Annotated in this window: 12 protein-coding genes; 4 read left to right on the forward strand and 8 right to left on the reverse strand. The window is 42.6% G+C overall.

The window, feature by feature from the left end:
- Positions 1 to 76: 76 nt before the first annotated feature.
- Entirely contained in the window at positions 77 to 1027 is a 951-nt protein-coding gene (locus PPIS_RS07815) for a TolB family protein (RefSeq protein ID WP_010377457.1), read from the reverse strand.
- 610 nt (positions 1028 to 1637) lie between these two features.
- Between PPIS_RS07815 and PPIS_RS07820 the strand changes: the two genes are divergently transcribed.
- Positions 1638 to 2846 carry a porin gene (locus PPIS_RS07820; protein WP_010377455.1) on the forward strand — a complete coding sequence of 403 codons (1209 nt, stop codon included), beginning with the start codon at positions 1638 to 1640 and terminating at the stop codon, positions 2844 to 2846.
- Positions 2847 to 2916: 70 nt separating this feature from the next.
- Here PPIS_RS07820 and PPIS_RS07825 read toward each other — a convergent pair whose 3' ends face one another.
- Positions 2917 to 7359, reverse strand: coding sequence for a di-heme oxidoredictase family protein (locus PPIS_RS07825; RefSeq protein WP_010377453.1), 4443 nt, complete (start codon positions 7357 to 7359; stop codon positions 2917 to 2919).
- Between the two features lie 349 nt (positions 7360 to 7708).
- Positions 7709 to 8221 (reverse strand): GNAT family N-acetyltransferase, encoded by a 513-nt coding sequence (locus tag PPIS_RS07830; RefSeq protein WP_010377451.1) that lies wholly within the window; start codon positions 8219 to 8221, stop codon positions 7709 to 7711.
- Between the two features lie 359 nt (positions 8222 to 8580).
- On the opposite strand from PPIS_RS07830, the gene PPIS_RS25120 reads away from it, so the two are divergent.
- Positions 8581 to 8739 carry a hypothetical protein gene (locus PPIS_RS25120; RefSeq protein WP_019647551.1) on the forward strand — a complete coding sequence of 53 codons (159 nt, stop codon included), beginning with the start codon at positions 8581 to 8583 and terminating at the stop codon, positions 8737 to 8739.
- A gap of 304 nt (positions 8740 to 9043) precedes the next feature.
- Here PPIS_RS25120 and PPIS_RS07835 read toward each other — a convergent pair whose 3' ends face one another.
- The gene (locus tag PPIS_RS07835) at positions 9044 to 9589 is read right to left on the reverse strand and encodes a hypothetical protein (RefSeq protein ID WP_010377449.1); all 546 of its coding nucleotides are present in this window, start codon (positions 9587 to 9589) and stop codon (positions 9044 to 9046) included.
- 174 nt (positions 9590 to 9763) lie between these two features.
- Positions 9764 to 10651 carry a LysR family transcriptional regulator gene (locus tag PPIS_RS07840; RefSeq protein ID WP_010377446.1) on the reverse strand — a complete coding sequence of 296 codons (888 nt, stop codon included), beginning with the start codon at positions 10649 to 10651 and terminating at the stop codon, positions 9764 to 9766.
- Positions 10652 to 10756: 105 nt separating this feature from the next.
- Here PPIS_RS07840 and PPIS_RS07845 point away from each other — a divergent pair, with 105 nt between their 5' ends.
- Both PPIS_RS07845 and PPIS_RS07850 read left to right on the forward strand, forming a co-directional pair.
- Entirely contained in the window at positions 10757 to 11623 is an 867-nt protein-coding gene (locus PPIS_RS07845; RefSeq protein ID WP_010377445.1) for an MBL fold metallo-hydrolase, read from the forward strand.
- Positions 11617 to 12240: a DsbA family protein gene (locus PPIS_RS07850; RefSeq protein ID WP_010377443.1), complete on the forward strand. Its 624-nt coding sequence runs from the start codon at positions 11617 to 11619 to the stop codon at positions 12238 to 12240. Before PPIS_RS07845 ends, PPIS_RS07850 begins: the two co-directional genes overlap by 7 nt.
- A gap of 103 nt (positions 12241 to 12343) precedes the next feature.
- Here PPIS_RS07850 and PPIS_RS07855 read toward each other — a convergent pair whose 3' ends face one another.
- From PPIS_RS07855 to PPIS_RS07865, 3 genes are all read right to left on the reverse strand, one after another.
- The gene (locus PPIS_RS07855; protein ID WP_248694210.1) at positions 12344 to 12925 is read right to left on the reverse strand and encodes a hypothetical protein; all 582 of its coding nucleotides are present in this window, start codon (positions 12923 to 12925) and stop codon (positions 12344 to 12346) included.
- 9 nt (positions 12926 to 12934) lie between these two features.
- Positions 12935 to 14115 (reverse strand): IS3 family transposase gene (locus PPIS_RS07860; protein WP_096040897.1). Its coding sequence is split into 2 segments (ribosomal slippage): positions 12935 to 13857 and positions 13857 to 14115, totalling 1182 coding nucleotides; the frame shifts between segments, so codons are not numbered across the junction.
- A 63-nt stretch (positions 14116 to 14178) separates the two neighbouring features.
- Positions 14179 to 14925, reverse strand: coding sequence for an nSTAND3 domain-containing NTPase (locus PPIS_RS07865; RefSeq protein ID WP_019647324.1), 747 nt, complete (start codon positions 14923 to 14925; stop codon positions 14179 to 14181).
- Positions 14926 to 14929: the final 4 nt, after the last annotated feature.

Below are 14929 nucleotides of genomic sequence, written 5' to 3' on the forward strand. Positions count from 1 at the left end.
CGATACTTCTTTTCCTTTTTAGGTCGTCTCCAACAACAGCAAAATAAATAACCTAAGCTGCGGTCAGCGCACAGACCTACTGGCGCTCACTTTTTTTCTTTAACTTTTGTAGCATCTCTTGGTCAAGACCCAACACAACAGTCGCTTGCGAGCTGTTTTGAAGTATTTTTTTGATAGACGTGCCATCCACATTTACAGAAAAGACATCATAAAAGCCATATACATTCTCTGAAGCGAAATACACCTTTGTGCCGTCTGGAGACCAAGATGGATCCCACTCTTGAATGTTATTACGAGTCAGTCGCTTGTTATTGGTTCCATCAATACCCATAACATATACTTCCTGATTCCCATCTCTATTAGATAGATAGGCTATTTTTGTGCCATCTGGGGAAATTTGAGGAGACATGTTATCAGTGTCGTCTTGAGTGAGTTGAATAACCTCGCTGCCATCCAAATTGGCAATGCTAATTTGGCTTGGGCTGGCTTTAGATTGGTATAGTAATCGACCATCTGGCATAAATTCTGGAGCACGACCGTCGAGATTTTTAATTTGGCGCTGTTCGCTACCATCTGCATTCATTAACCAAATTTCTTCTTGCCAAACGCCTTCCTTATTTTCATATTCTCTAGCAAACGCTATCGTCATTCCATCCAAAGACCAAGCAGGTGCACTATCCCAAACGTATTTTTTACTTGTTAATCTTTTCAGATTGCGGCCAGTAATATCAACGGTATGAATTGACCATGTTTTAAAGTTATCGTATTTGCCGTAAAAGGTTACTTTGTCTCCTGATGGTGAGACAGCTGGATAGCCATCACTTGATGTGGCTTTCACGATTTTTACTGGCGATTTACCATCTTGGTCACTTAAGTAAATCGCTTTGCTATTACCGTCTTTAAAGCCATATATAATACCATATGACTCTGTTGATGGTTCGCTATATGATTGAACTTCATGAATAAAAAACAACATAATGGTGGAAAAACAAGCCAGTTTTGAGATACCAATTTTTTTAACAAGCATTACTCAATCTCCCTTTTGTAGTTGTGTATCTAATTGGAAGACTACAGAAGTCTATCTACCAAAAACATGATGTTTTATTGATTTTTCGCTGAATTACACTTTTTCGTACTATTTAACCTGAGCTTCAGATAATTAATGCCTTTCTAGCAGCCAATTTTAGCGCTAACTGCGTTGAATTCACTTCCAATAGCCAGCTATTGGTGCGTAAATTCGCCTTGCCTACAGGAGGTAGGTACCTTAGCGAGAGCAGGACGCGGAAGCGGTGTTATCTCCAAAACTGTCTGGCTAGATAAGGGTATAATTTAATGTGGGCTTAAAAACAATGAGTTAGCTCATTCCTTATCCAAACCTCAGGTTATTTAGCTGTCACAAAACGCTGATATTGCTATAAACCCTTGCATTTATTGCGTAAAATAAATCAATAATCTCAGAACGCATACTCCCCTAACTCATTGATATTTAGACTCAATGAACAGAAAATGAATAAATTTACCAAAAACCACGTTATTTTCTTGATATTTTTCACTTTTGCCTGTATTTTAGCTTTGATAATCTCCATTTTTTAGCTAATTTAACCCTATTTAGCAACAACATTGAAACAAGGTAATTCATGAAAAGAACACTTGCTGCCACTCTTATCGCTAGCGTGACTACTATTCCATCAGTAAACGCTATCGAGATATTCAAAGATGAAAAGAATAGTGTCACGATTGGCGGCTTTATCGATGCTCGAGTTATTAACACTCAAGGCGAGACTGAGTTGGCAAACGGCGCATCGCGTATTAACTTTGACTTTAAACGCCAATTGAAAAACAACTGGCAGGCTTTCGCACTACTTGAATGGGGTGTAAACCCTGTTGGTAGTAGTGATATTGTTTACAGCAACCGCTTCGAATCAATACAAGATGAGTTTTTATATAACCGATTAGGTTATGTTGGGATTAAGCACGATGAATACGGCCAAGTTACCCTAGGAAAACAATGGGGCGCTTGGTACGACGTGGTATACAGCACCAATTACAGCCTAGTTTGGGATGGTAATGCCGCAGGTGTTTATACCTATAACAAAGATGATGGTGCGATTAATGGCACCGGTCGTGGTGATAAAGTACTGCAATACCGTAATCAATTTGGTAAATTGAGCTTTGCTGTACAAGCTCAGCTAAAATCTGATGATTTTTATACTTGTGATGTCGTTGATATTTCCAGCAGCTCATGTGAAACCCTATTTAATCAAGGGGATAGCGCAGCACAAATGGTAGAGTTTAATTCAACCTACGGCGCGTCACTTACCTATGCAGCAACAGAAAACTTAACCCTCACAGCCGGTGTTAACCGCGGCGAGTTTGATATTGTGTATGCTGCTGGTCGAAATCAATCGGTTAAAGATTTAATTTATGGTGTCGGCATTACCTATGGCGATTTCTATAAACCAGGTTGGTATGCAGCTGCAAACATCAATAAAAACGAAAACCACGATACAGATAACTTAGGGCGCTTAATCAAGGATGCCGTTGGATTAGAGTCGCTTGTTAGCTACCGTTTTGATAATGACGTGCGTACATTTATCGCTTATAACGTATTTGATGCGGGCGATGACTATGTGATCCAACCAAACTTTAATGCTGATCCTAATGATGTTTTTAAGCGTCAGTTTGCCGTGATAGGCGCACACTACTTTATGTCTGAAGACACAATTTTGTACATTGAAGCGCGTAAGGACTTTAGTGACTTCTCAAGCGCCGATGCAGCGCAAGAAGCACAAATGTCACAAACCGAAGACGACGGTATCGCCATCGGTTTCCATTACACGCTGTAAGACTAAGCACTGTAATAACAACTTCAAGTGCATCAAAGCTCATAACTTTCGTGATCTTTGATGCACAAACTTACAATGAGTTTAAAAATGCCAACACGGCTGATTTATCATTTGCTGACAAACTTTCGTAAGCCACCCTCGCTGCTTGCGCTTCACCATCATGCCATAAAATAGCTTCTTCAATCGTTCGCGCACGACCATCGTGCAGATAGCTTGGCTCAGCGGTACAAAACTCATTGCCTTGCCCACCTAACACATTATCAACACCACCTGTCACACAAGCAGACAATCCAATCCCCCATAATGGCGCTGTTCGCCACTCAGCACCGCTCGCGATGCCTTCACCTAAGTTATCCGCAAGGCCTGGGCCCATATCATGTAGTAATAAATCGGTATACGGATGGATCGTTTGCGCACGTAACTCCGCAAATGGATGATACTCACTGGTTTCAAATGTTGCTGTATGGCAACCTTCACAGCCAATTGAGGTAAAGCGTGCCTTTCCTAATTGCACCTCAGGGTCGTCAAGCCCACGCTGCGCTCTCACACCCAATAAAGCGATATATTTGCTTAACGCAGTGAGATGTTGATCAGACACTTCTACACCGCCACCTCCGCAGCTTGATTGTGATGCCCCACAGTCAGGATTTGGAAATACCGAGTTGGTTACCCCCATATCCGTATTAAATGCACTAGCGACTTGGTGTTTAATTGATACCGCCGCCGCTTTGTAGCCAAAGCGTCCTAACCGTGTTTGACCAGTAATCGGGTCGTTCACACGCTGCGCTTTGCCCGAAATACCGTCGCCATTACTGTCGTGTTCATCGGCCAAGGCTAACACCGCACTCTCTGGTATCGCTTCAAGTAAGCCCAAGCCCACCAGCTGAGGCGCGATACGGGCAGAATAACGTGCTGGAGCGGTTTTGCTAAATTGGTAATTGGGCGAACGTAAGCCATTATTTTCAGTCCACGAGGCAATCTTTACGTCTCCCTCGCCTTGCGTCTCGGTATCTATGCCTGTGTTTTTAGGCTGTAACACATTCCCCAATAAGGGATGGGCGTTGCCATTGATATCGGCCACTTTAAACACCCATTTTGCCAATGAGCCGCCAATAGCTGGTGGAGCCGCACGACCATTGCGAACATGGCAAGCTGCACAACTGTCATTGATATAATGCGGGCCTGACTTTCCAACCACCGCGCTAAACACGCCATTTTCTCCGTTGCGTTCATCGTGCTCACCATTAACAAAACTACTGTGGTGAACACGTCGCCCCTGAACAAATGCCTGTCCATTTTGGCTCGATAAATTGGTCGCCATTTGCATAAAGTGATTATCAGGCTCATTGGTGTAATTGTATGGCAATGTGGTTTTGCCTCCTAACCACCCCGCTTCTGCAATCGGGTAAGAATCTTCGCGTTGTGATGATGGATCAGCAAAGTCGCCAACGGTTTTCCATGGGACAAGCCCTTCACCTACCATGTATAAATACGTTGTACCATAATAATTTTCTCGTCCTTCTGGTGGCGCATCAAGAAATTGGCTAACTTCAAACTCCATGCGCTGACCAACTTCAAGAGGCAAAAAGCCTGCCGCAGGGTCCCAATTTAGCGGTCTGTAGTCATCAATGATCACTCTGTAACGATATTGATCACCTGAATCACTTATCTTATTAAAGTTCGTATCATAACTGCCATTATCAAGCTCAACGACCGCACCGCCACCAAAGTAATTACCGTGGTACTCAGCAACTGTGCCTAATCCACGATACCAAGCACGAAATTCGCGCGCACCGAGTTTCCATTCTGTAATAAAGGTCACTTCAATACGTGAGCCGCCTTTTGCAACAAAATCAGCGATTTCAAATTGCGCGGTACGATGCGTCCAGTAATGCGATAAATAATGGTCATAGATTTGAAACTGGTCTTCTTTTGCATGGCGGTCTCGACCGCGATCAGCAAAACGCGTAATTAGCGCATCTCCACGGTCATAACTCACTGCTTGCTCTAAAGGTGTTGTTGAATCATAAAGTGGCACAATAGTGCCAAAGCTGATCTCACAACCTTGGCTATCGACTTGGCGCCCCGTTGGTGTATTGGGACATTGGTCTAGATTATCTGGCACACCATCGTTATCGCTATCATTATTAGATGAACCAGCGATATTGAACTCAAGCCAGTTTAGATTTAACTCGCCACCCGCCATTTCAACACGAACGGTATGTACGCCCTCATTTAACGTAATCGACGCAATATTTTGACTAATAAAGGTTTGCCAGCCACCCGTAGCAGGCACAACGGTACTGGCAACTAGATTACCATTCACAAGAACGTTATACGCTCCGTTACCAACTTGGGAGGCAACGCGCGCGGTCAAGTTATAGCTTCCCGCGCCTAAATTAGCCTGATATTCAAGCCACTCTCCCGCCGACGTCCAACCCACGTTGTAACCACCGCCGTTGTCGCTGGTCAGCTCAATATCAACATCATCATTGCGATATTCGCCACCTGTATTTCCTGCATCGTTATCAAAATAGTTGCTGTAGTCTTCCGCTTCGATACGAAGTTGTTCAGTGATTAAAATGCTACATCCATCGGTGTTTACCACATCCCCCACAGGCGTATCTGGACACTGATCGATACCATCATTCACGCCATCACCATCGCTATCATTACCAGCTGAGGATTCTGAAAGTATATAGGCCTGCTCTGCGGTATCTACGACAGTTCCGTCCTCCTGTAGGTAAGTGAACCAAAAACTAACCACATCCCCCACTTCTAGCCCAGATATTGTGAGCTCATTGCGACCATTAATCACTTGCATGCGGACATTTTGCTGCACACCGCCGTTGACTCGATAATGAACATCCGCCCAGCCGGTAGTGTTAACATAGAAAGTTAAGGTATCCAGAGAGACCTGCTCCAATCCATCGGGTAAATTACTCAGTGGGCAGCCATTCGCATCAACTTCTTCATTTGGCTGAGTATTTGGACACTGGTCGACGCTATCCTCAACACCATCTTGATCGCTATCAACAGGCGCGCTACCGCCCCCTGTCCAGGTAATATCGTCAATTGCCATTTGAAAAGAATAGTTAGGTTCTTGCCCAGCGACAGAGACAATATTGAAGTGATTTTTGATTGATTGTAATGCCACTAAGCTACCCGCTAACTCAGTGATTGGAATACGGACTTCACCCCATTGACCATCACGAACAAGGCCATACTGATTGGTGTTCGCGGGGAATGTGATCCAATTCTCATTAGTATAAGTGTCAGCGATGCCAATTCTGAAACTCACACCCGCAGGAATTTTAATCTTAAAATTTAAATAACCATCCCTAAAGTTGCTCATGTCTCGCGCTTGACGGCTTTGAATACCGGCTCCAAACCACTGCGCTGGCGAATACTGCCATGCAATCACCTCGTTGCCTTCATAGGCAGGGGTATTACCCTGAGTGAGTGAGTTTTGGTTCCACACATAAATATCCGCGTTGCTTCCCGGCACTAACTGATTATCGCTTGGCCCCTCACTAAAAACACCAAAGGTGCCAACTTCGGGCTTAGTGACATTGCCGCTGAACACTTCACCTTGACCATCTAGCTCATAAATACGCACATAATCCACCACCATTTTCCCAGGAAGTGGCGCGTTCACCTGTTCATTGCTAAGCGCGTCCGTAAATAACCCGCCGACAGCTAAATTCATCAATAGATAAAATGGCGCGTTGAATTCGTTTGACTCTTCACTAATGGCAAACGGGCTATCGAACATATCATATTCGACCCCATTATCCTCAACTGTGAAACGGATCGTTTCTTCAGTCCAATAAGTACGATAGATAACAAAGCGGTTGGTTAAGGGGGTTGAGGACAAATGTGCATTATCGGTTTTGTATGCCACACTTGCTGCACAGGTTGGATTACCTTCATTACAGGCGGCATCTGCATAAAAAATTAAGTTTGAGCCTGTATAGTTATTGCTTGGCGCACCGGGAAAGCCTGCATCATTGCGAGCGGCTTGAGATTGGCCCATCTCCATGATGTCGATTTCGCCTTTTGCCGGCCAGCTAGCTGTACTCGTTCCTAGCATCCAAAGTGCAGGCCAAAGCCCCGTGTCGACATCAGATACCTTCATTCTGATCTCTATCATGCCATATTGCACAGCAAGCTTATTCTTACTCTGGATCTTACCTGAGGTAAATGCCTTGCCCCCTATCACCTGATTTTTTGCTTCAAGAACAAGGCCTTTGTTTCCCGCCTCGCCTACAATGTCGCTAATATAGACATTATTTTCACTGTACCATTGTAATTCTTGATTACCCCAACCACATATCCCTTGGTCACAACCGTCACCGACATCTATGTTCCATGTGTTGGTATCTAAATTATTAAAATTATCTTCCCAAAGTAAATTCCCCACAGCCGCGTTACTTTGCGAAGATGCACAAACAATCAGACTAATAACGCTAATGTTTGCGAGCTTTGCGATTAACTTGCTACTCGTTTTCACTTTATGTCTCCAAATGTAATGTATAAAACTGCTTTAGCGATCAACCACTAAAACACCGATCCTTTTAATCACTTCATAAACCGCAGAAATGAAAGCGCTTACATTTCAATCCATAACAACCCCGAACAATTGAAAAATATAGCGCTTTTCAAACACACGAGCTTTACTACACACCTTTCAGCGCGGTGTAATCGTATGTTGAATGTCAAACCTAACATGTAAGCGTTTACATTAACAAGAAAATAACAACAATTGTTATATTTTTTACTTTTATCAATCGATGAACTAACGACAAGCCGAGCGCTATGACCAAAGCACACTCAGGGAAATAAAAGACATACCGCAGAGGTTAACAGACGCGATGGATCTCATATTCAAAGAAAAGTGGACTGTTTTCATCATGCAATTGCTGGGAAAACCCCAGCTTTTTGAGCAACTGAATGGACGCATGGTTGGATTGCTCCACTCCCGCAATTAGGGTACTCCAAGACTCTACACTGATAACTGCCTGGATAAACCCTTGCAGCAATTCACTGGCGTAACCTTTGCCCCAGTGTTTTTCAGCCAATAAGTAACCGATATGCGCATCACTTTCGTTGTCAACGTAAACAAACAAAAAGCCTATTGTCTCATGCTGCCCAAGCTTAACTTGCAGTAAGCGGCTCTCTGAACACATACGCTGAAACCAGTTTTCGGCCTGTTTTTCTGAATCAATACCATGAAAATAAGGGGGAAGGTTTTCAACCACATTAGAACTCAGGATATGGGGAATTTGCTCTATCAGCCTTTCACGCTCGAGTGCCGGAAAATCGTCGTTAGCCTCAATAATATGCAACCTTAAGGTCTGAAATGATAGTGCCATTAGCTCCCCTACTTTTTATCAACTCGATTGTTATCCTAACTAGGATACTAGCATTGCTTCTTTTAATGTGTAAGGCGTATACAGCTATTTGCTGCAACAATTGATTGAATATAGGTTGCACAATCAACAAGATTGACATGCACAAAAGTCTAGCGCTGTCATTTTTATTTACTTGATAAAAATTCAATATAATAAACAACTTAAAAAACAAACAACTAAAAGATCTACTGAAGTTATTTGCCATCCCTGCTTGAAATGTGTTGAAAAATTAAACACATTATTTAACAGATAAGTACTTAGAAATAGGTATTTATCTACATTACCGAATAATCAAAGATAACAAAATAACTGGATACAACATGAAACTGAAAAAAGTAAAATTAAAAAACCTTAACGCAAACAAAGCGCTAGATGCTAAACAAACGAAAGAAATAGCAGGCGGAACCGGCGCTTACAGTAAAGACTACGGCGCATGCTATACCACCCCTGAATTTTGCCCAACAGTTTACATCTGCTAAGTATGCCAAGCCCAGCAACTAGCTGGGCTTAGTTTTAAGTAAAAAGTAATTGAGAAATAGCGATAACTGAGAGTTATGGATCGAAATTTTAGCTATTGTTATTCGCATATTTCCTGCTTCGAATAACTATAAAGGCCTTTAATGCCCAAGGAGCACTGATAGCGAACACAGTCATCAAAGCTGAACTCGTGAGAATAACCAGAATAATAGTTATGTTTAACTTGGATTTTTAATTTTCTGAACTAATGGGGAGCTAGTAAATATTCTAAGTTCATTCATCCGTCCCAAGCTCTTCATTTTCAGGCTACTTAGTGGTCGCTGCCTTTTTATAATACACACCAACTTCTTCGGTGAGTAAGGATAGGCTTTGTAGATTACTCTTTTCTTGATCTGTGAGAGAAGACCAAATAGGTCGGTTTGCCGGCAAGTATGGGGTCACTATCCTATTTATTGAATTCGATATTATCTTAAGGTGGTCAAACACTCTGACTTGGAATTTCTCCAGTCCATCAGTTCCTGATCTCGAATCAATCTCTAACATCACATTTTGCAGAGAAGGAAAATATAATTGATTACCGGGATGAACTGCGTTGTACTGCATCTTGAGTAATATTCCACTTAAATGACTAATGTTAATATTTTCACCTTGTTCAGCACCAAATTTAATATCTTGAAGAAGTAGATTTAGTTCAAGATTTGCTTTTCGCAGGGTCTGCTTTTGAACTTTTTCTTCAGCGGAACTTTTCTGAATCTCAGCATATTGCCAAGATACAAAACCGATCACTACAGAGGACAAAAACCAAAGTACAAAAGGCTGGTTTAATATTTCTAAAACTCTTCCTCGGCTCATTCCTAAACCTCACAATTAACACCGTGTAATGTTAATTTATCTTAGCAGAGTAATGGCAGAGCACATAAACGAAACAAATCGCTGTTTTCAGTGTAGCGCGTTATCAAATTTGAGAGAGTGCTTATTTTAACGTTAATTGCCATATAGAAGCCCGTGGTAATCCCGTACAACACTTCACCATGGCGTGCTGGCAAAATAGTGAGACAAATAGTCGATCAACGCCCGCACGGTTGGAGACATATACTTTCTCGAAGAATAGAGCACGTATATATTCATATCGTTTGGCTTCCAATCAGGTAGTACCTGCTTAAGCTCACCAGATTTGATGTAGCGGTTAACCAAATAAGTGGGTTGAATTGCCAGACCGGCGCCATTTAATGCTGCGTGCAATAAGGCGGTCGCTTCGTTCGCAGTTAAACGGCAGTTTACCGCTACTGACTGTTGTGAGTTACCTTTGCGCAAATGCCAAATATGTTGCTGAAAATTCTTATACCCAAGGCACAAGTGCTCAGCTAGGTCATCAGGTTTTGTGATTTCATTTGTACTCGTAAGGTACTGCGGCGACGCCACGATAACTGAGTCACATACTGCAATTGATTTCCCAATCAAAGATGGATCCGGTGCTGAGGCAATACGAATAGCAAGATCTATCTGACTCTCAGTGAGATCGGCCACAGAATCTTGCAAATCAATGTCAATATTTACGTCAGGATGTGCTGACATAAACTGTTGAATAGCGGGCACAAGTTGAGAAAAGCCAAAAGACATACTGGTTGCTAGTCGAACCGTACCAGACAGTTTGCCGCTGGTATTCGCCAAGCCGGTTATGGTGTCGGCTTGCCTCAGCCACTGTCTTACTTCTTCCAAGCAGGACTCCCCTGCTGTCGTTAAAGAGACTCTTCTCGTGGTGCGATGTAATAAACGAATGTTTAGCCAGCTCTCCATTGCTTCAATGTACCGAGTTACCATAGGGCGAGACATATCTAGCCTGTCAGCCGTCGCGGTAAAGCTACCCGTGATTGCAACGTCGGCAAAGACCTTAGCAGCGATGAGTCTATCCATTTATTTGCTCGATTTATGAAACAATGATGTTTAGTTTGGCATGTTTTTCTGAGCCTATCAATTTCATATCATCTGCTCCGTACTAAACCTATTGAGGCAAAAGATATGAAACACCTAACATTGATAGCAGCATCGATTTTATTAGCAAGCAATGCGATGGCAGCAAACACCGCTCCACTTACACTGGATGTTTATAACGCTGACAAAAACAGCTTCCACGTTAATTCAACGCTGGTGATTGGTGAGAGTGAAGTGATGGTCGTAGATACAGGTTTTACCAAAGCGGATGCTCTACGCATAGCAGCCAAAGTACTCGACAGCGGCAAAACCTTAAAGACGATTTTTATCAGTCAAGCTGATCCGGATTATTATTTTGGCGCGGAAGCACTACACGCTTTGTTCCCAGAAGCTAAGATCCTAACCACTGCGGCCGTAAAAGCAGTGATTGAAGAAAAGCTCGCCGGTAAATTAGCATTTTGGACACCAAAAATGGGGGCGAATGCTCCTGTAAAACCGTACATTCCAACAGTTGTAGAGGGAAATACACTCTTTGTAGATGGGCACAAAATAGAGATCCACGGCACGCAATCAGAGCTAGCACACTACCCCTACTTATGGATCCCGTCAAGTAAAGCGGTTCTGGGCAATGTTGCAGTCTACGGTAATGTGCATTTATGGATGGCCGATGCACAATCCCAACGCAGTCAACAAGCGTGGAGTCGCCAATTAAAAGAGTTAAAAGCACTGAAGCCAGAGGTTGTAATACCTGGTCACATGAAAGCAGGCACCAAACTTGATGCAAGTACCATAAGCTACTCGCAGCAGTATTTAAGCGACTTTAGTCAGGCAAAAAGCAGCAGTAAAAATAGCGCTGAGCTGATTGATAGCATGTCTGCACGCTACCCTGATGCAGGATTACCTATGGCGTTGGGTATTGGTGCTAAGGTACATATGGGAGAGATGAAATGGTAAAAGTGCACTACTTCTTCGACCCCATGTGTGGCTGGTGTTACGGTGCGACTGCACTGTTGGATGCAATTGCAGCCAACAGTGACCTCAAGCTTGAACTGCATCCTGGAGGTATGATTGCTAATCAATCTATAGAGAAAGCGTTCCGCAACCACATTCTCACAAGCGATGCGCGTATAGCCAGCATAACAGGCGCGCAGTTTGGCAAAGGTTACATCCAAAGGGTGGAGAGTAACGATCCGATGATCCTTGACTCATACATCACCGCTCGTGCCATCATAACCGCTGAGCAATTGGGCATAGCGCCACTTAACATGCTTAAAACTATTCAGCACGCACACTATGTAGAGGGCAAACAGGTTAACCGAGCTGAGGCTATAGAGGAGCTAGCCGTTGAGCTTGGGCTAGATAAAAACCACTGGCAACGAGCTATGCTGGCAAATCAAGGTACTGAGCAAACCAAAATCGCGCAAAGCCGTCTATTAATGCAAAAGCTTCAGGTTACTGGCTACCCAACCCTTATCCTTGAAAAGCATGAGAAACAGGTAAAGCTTCCGCATACTGCCTATTACGGTAAGCTCGATGCTTGGCGCCAGCTAATTGATGACTATACACAGTAGCAATTTTTGATGGTGAAAACTGCAACCATGTATGTTTCCACTTGAGGGAAATGAGCGCCTAGTTGATGTTTCATCAATAACCAACCAAGCTTTTCCTATGGTGCTATTTACCTGGTTTACTAACATCCAACACAAAAATATCGATAAATGACTTTAAGTTCTCGGATAGCGACTTGGTAAGCTCATCTTTTAGCTCTTGACTTGAATTAATGTTATGACGTTTTAAACCCGCAACTTTTTCATTTGATCCAAACCATATCACAACATATATTCCCTGCTCACAGGCGTCTGGGTGAATTGTGTAGCGTTCCACTAATTGAGTGTTGATTGCAGTGTATATTTCTTTGTGCCATTGGCCTTTAGCCTCAATCACCAATAACTTTCGCTGGCCGTTTATTATTTTTGAAGCGGATAAATCAATTCTATTTTGATCTTTAGTCTGGTCCTCAGTTTCAAGGTTGACACTGTGTTTTTCAAGTCTTGGTTTCAAGTACTCTGCAATAATCTCTATACAATGTACCTCATCATGATGCACAACTGTATCGCTTGAGATTGTTTTGTAAAACCGGTTTGCGGTATTGTACTCACCGCCATTAATATCTTTTTGGTAGCATTCAAGCTCGTGTAATACCAGCTTTCTTAGCCCCTCAACGGTGACCACATCACATTTATTTAAGACGTTCACATGTAGTGGTCAACTAATTTTGGCCACAGTTTTAGAATCTTGGTATCTAACCTCAGATTCATTTGGCGCTAAACCAGCATTATAATGATGAGGCCTAACGTTGTTATAATATCCGTTGATATAATCACTCACACCATATTTAGCATCTTTAAAGTTTTCGTATCCAACCTTTGGCATCCACTCCGTTTTAAAGCTTCTAAAAAATCGCTCCATTGGCGCATTATCCCAACAATTTCCGCGCCTGCTCATACTTTGTGTAATTTTATAGCGCCATAAACGTTGGCGGTACTTCAAGCTTGTATAATGGCTTCCTTGGTCTGAGTGAAACATCAATCCACTTGGTTTACCTCTGCTTTCATACGCGAGTTCAAGCGCTTTTAGCGTTAAGCTAGTATCTGGCGACAACGACATTGCCCAACCAACGACTTTACGTGCAAATAAATCAACAACGACCGCTAAATAGGCCCAGCGATTGCCTGTCCAAATATACGTCACATCACCGCACCACACCGTATTCGGCTCAACAACATCAAACTGCCTGTCTAGCAAATTTGGGATTTCAAGATGCTCATTACCACCCCTTTTATATTGATGTTGTGGTACTTGGCAGCTCTCTAGTTTTAGTTTAACCATTAGCTTAGCGGCGCGATAACGGCTTAATTCAAAATCGTTATTCGTTGCGATTGCTGCGATTGTCCGTGCCCCAGCTGAACCGCCGCTCATTGCATGTATGGCTTTAACTTCAGCTTCTAGCCTTATTTGCTCTGGTGTAGGCGTTGTATCCCGTATGGCCCAATATTTATAGCTGCTGCGATGCACATTGAATACGCTACACAACACGCTAATTGGGTAACGCTCTCGTTGATTTAATTTCTCAATTAACGAGAATTGTTCAGGGAGTCGGACATCAAGAGAGCGGTAGCCTTTTTTAATATATCCTTTTCTAATTCAATGCGTTGGATTTGCTTTTTAAGTTCGCGGATTTCAATTTGTTCAGGTGTCATTGGTGACGCTGTGGGGGTCTGGCCATTCCGCTCTTGCTTCAATTGAGTTACCCACTTACTTACAGTTGATTTACCAACCCCCATAGCCTTAGCTGCATCTTCTTGTGTGTAGCCTTGGTCAACTACAAGTTGAGCTGTTTCTAATTTGATTGCCGCAGAATAGGTTGCGCGTTTTAATTTCGTCATTTTTTCACCCAAATTTGTATGCAAATAGCATAACATTTCTTTCTTAATGGGTGGCCAAATTAACTATGCCACTACAGAACCTGAAAGTAAAATGCCAGCAAAGATTTCACTCGTAATACTAATTTTTTTGGAAAGAGATAAGCTTGATACCAAATGGTTATTTATTGATGGCCTAGACTCTTTAGCAAGACGTTCAACGGCTTTTTCAAAAATCGACTTTTTGTTTGCAAACTTTCGATTACTTTCGATGTACGCATTGGCAAACATGCCAAGAAACTGAGGGTTCGGTAACAGTACATCTAGATTAAAGCGTTGGACCTCATCATAAAACGCTTCAAAACTCTCGTTTGGCAAGTGTGAGTAGAAGAGTAGCTGTTGTTCTGCCTCATTAAACTCACTTAGCCTCACTACCAACGGCTGAGATTCAAAATACTCTTCAAATGCGTGTTGATGTCCATCACCCCACTCACTAGAACGACTGGAGATTACCAATTTTTTAGGCTTGAGTTCGTCGATTCTATCTAAAAGCTGGTAGATACCGCTGTGATTAGTTTGTGCAAGTTCATCAAACGCATCAATGACAAGAACCTCTTCACCGTGAACTTGCTGTGAATTCACCAGTCTATTTGCTGAAACACGTTTTACTTTTAATTGGTTGGCCAAGCTTTTTAATAGCTCAGTTTTACCCGCACCAGGCTCTGCTAATACGACGATGTAATCAGCTGCTTTAACTAACTCATCCTCAGTGTACGTATTTGAGTCACTGGTAAGCGTACGTTTAATATATAGATCTGAGGTGCCATTATTCACCAAT

Origin of the sequence: Pseudoalteromonas piscicida (assembly GCF_000238315.3) — a bacterium.
Taxonomy (GTDB): domain Bacteria; phylum Pseudomonadota; class Gammaproteobacteria; order Enterobacterales; family Alteromonadaceae; genus Pseudoalteromonas; species Pseudoalteromonas piscicida.

Coding starts and splice junctions, on each gene's coding strand:
- PPIS_RS07815 (WP_010377457.1), bottom strand. CDS start 1,027: ATGCTTGTTAAAAAAATTGGTATCTCAAAACTGGCTTGTTTTTCCACC.
- PPIS_RS07820 (WP_010377455.1), top strand. CDS start 1,638: ATGAAAAGAACACTTGCTGCCACTCTTATCGCTAGCGTGACTACTATT.
- PPIS_RS07830 (WP_010377451.1), bottom strand. CDS start 8,221: ATGGCACTATCATTTCAGACCTTAAGGTTGCATATTATTGAGGCTAAC.
- PPIS_RS25120 (WP_019647551.1), top strand. CDS start 8,581: ATGAAACTGAAAAAAGTAAAATTAAAAAACCTTAACGCAAACAAAGCG.
- PPIS_RS07835 (WP_010377449.1), bottom strand. CDS start 9,589: ATGAGCCGAGGAAGAGTTTTAGAAATATTAAACCAGCCTTTTGTACTT.
- PPIS_RS07840 (WP_010377446.1), bottom strand. CDS start 10,651: ATGGATAGACTCATCGCTGCTAAGGTCTTTGCCGACGTTGCAATCACG.
- PPIS_RS07845 (WP_010377445.1), top strand. CDS start 10,757: ATGAAACACCTAACATTGATAGCAGCATCGATTTTATTAGCAAGCAAT.
- PPIS_RS07850 (WP_010377443.1), top strand. CDS start 11,617: ATGGTAAAAGTGCACTACTTCTTCGACCCCATGTGTGGCTGGTGTTAC.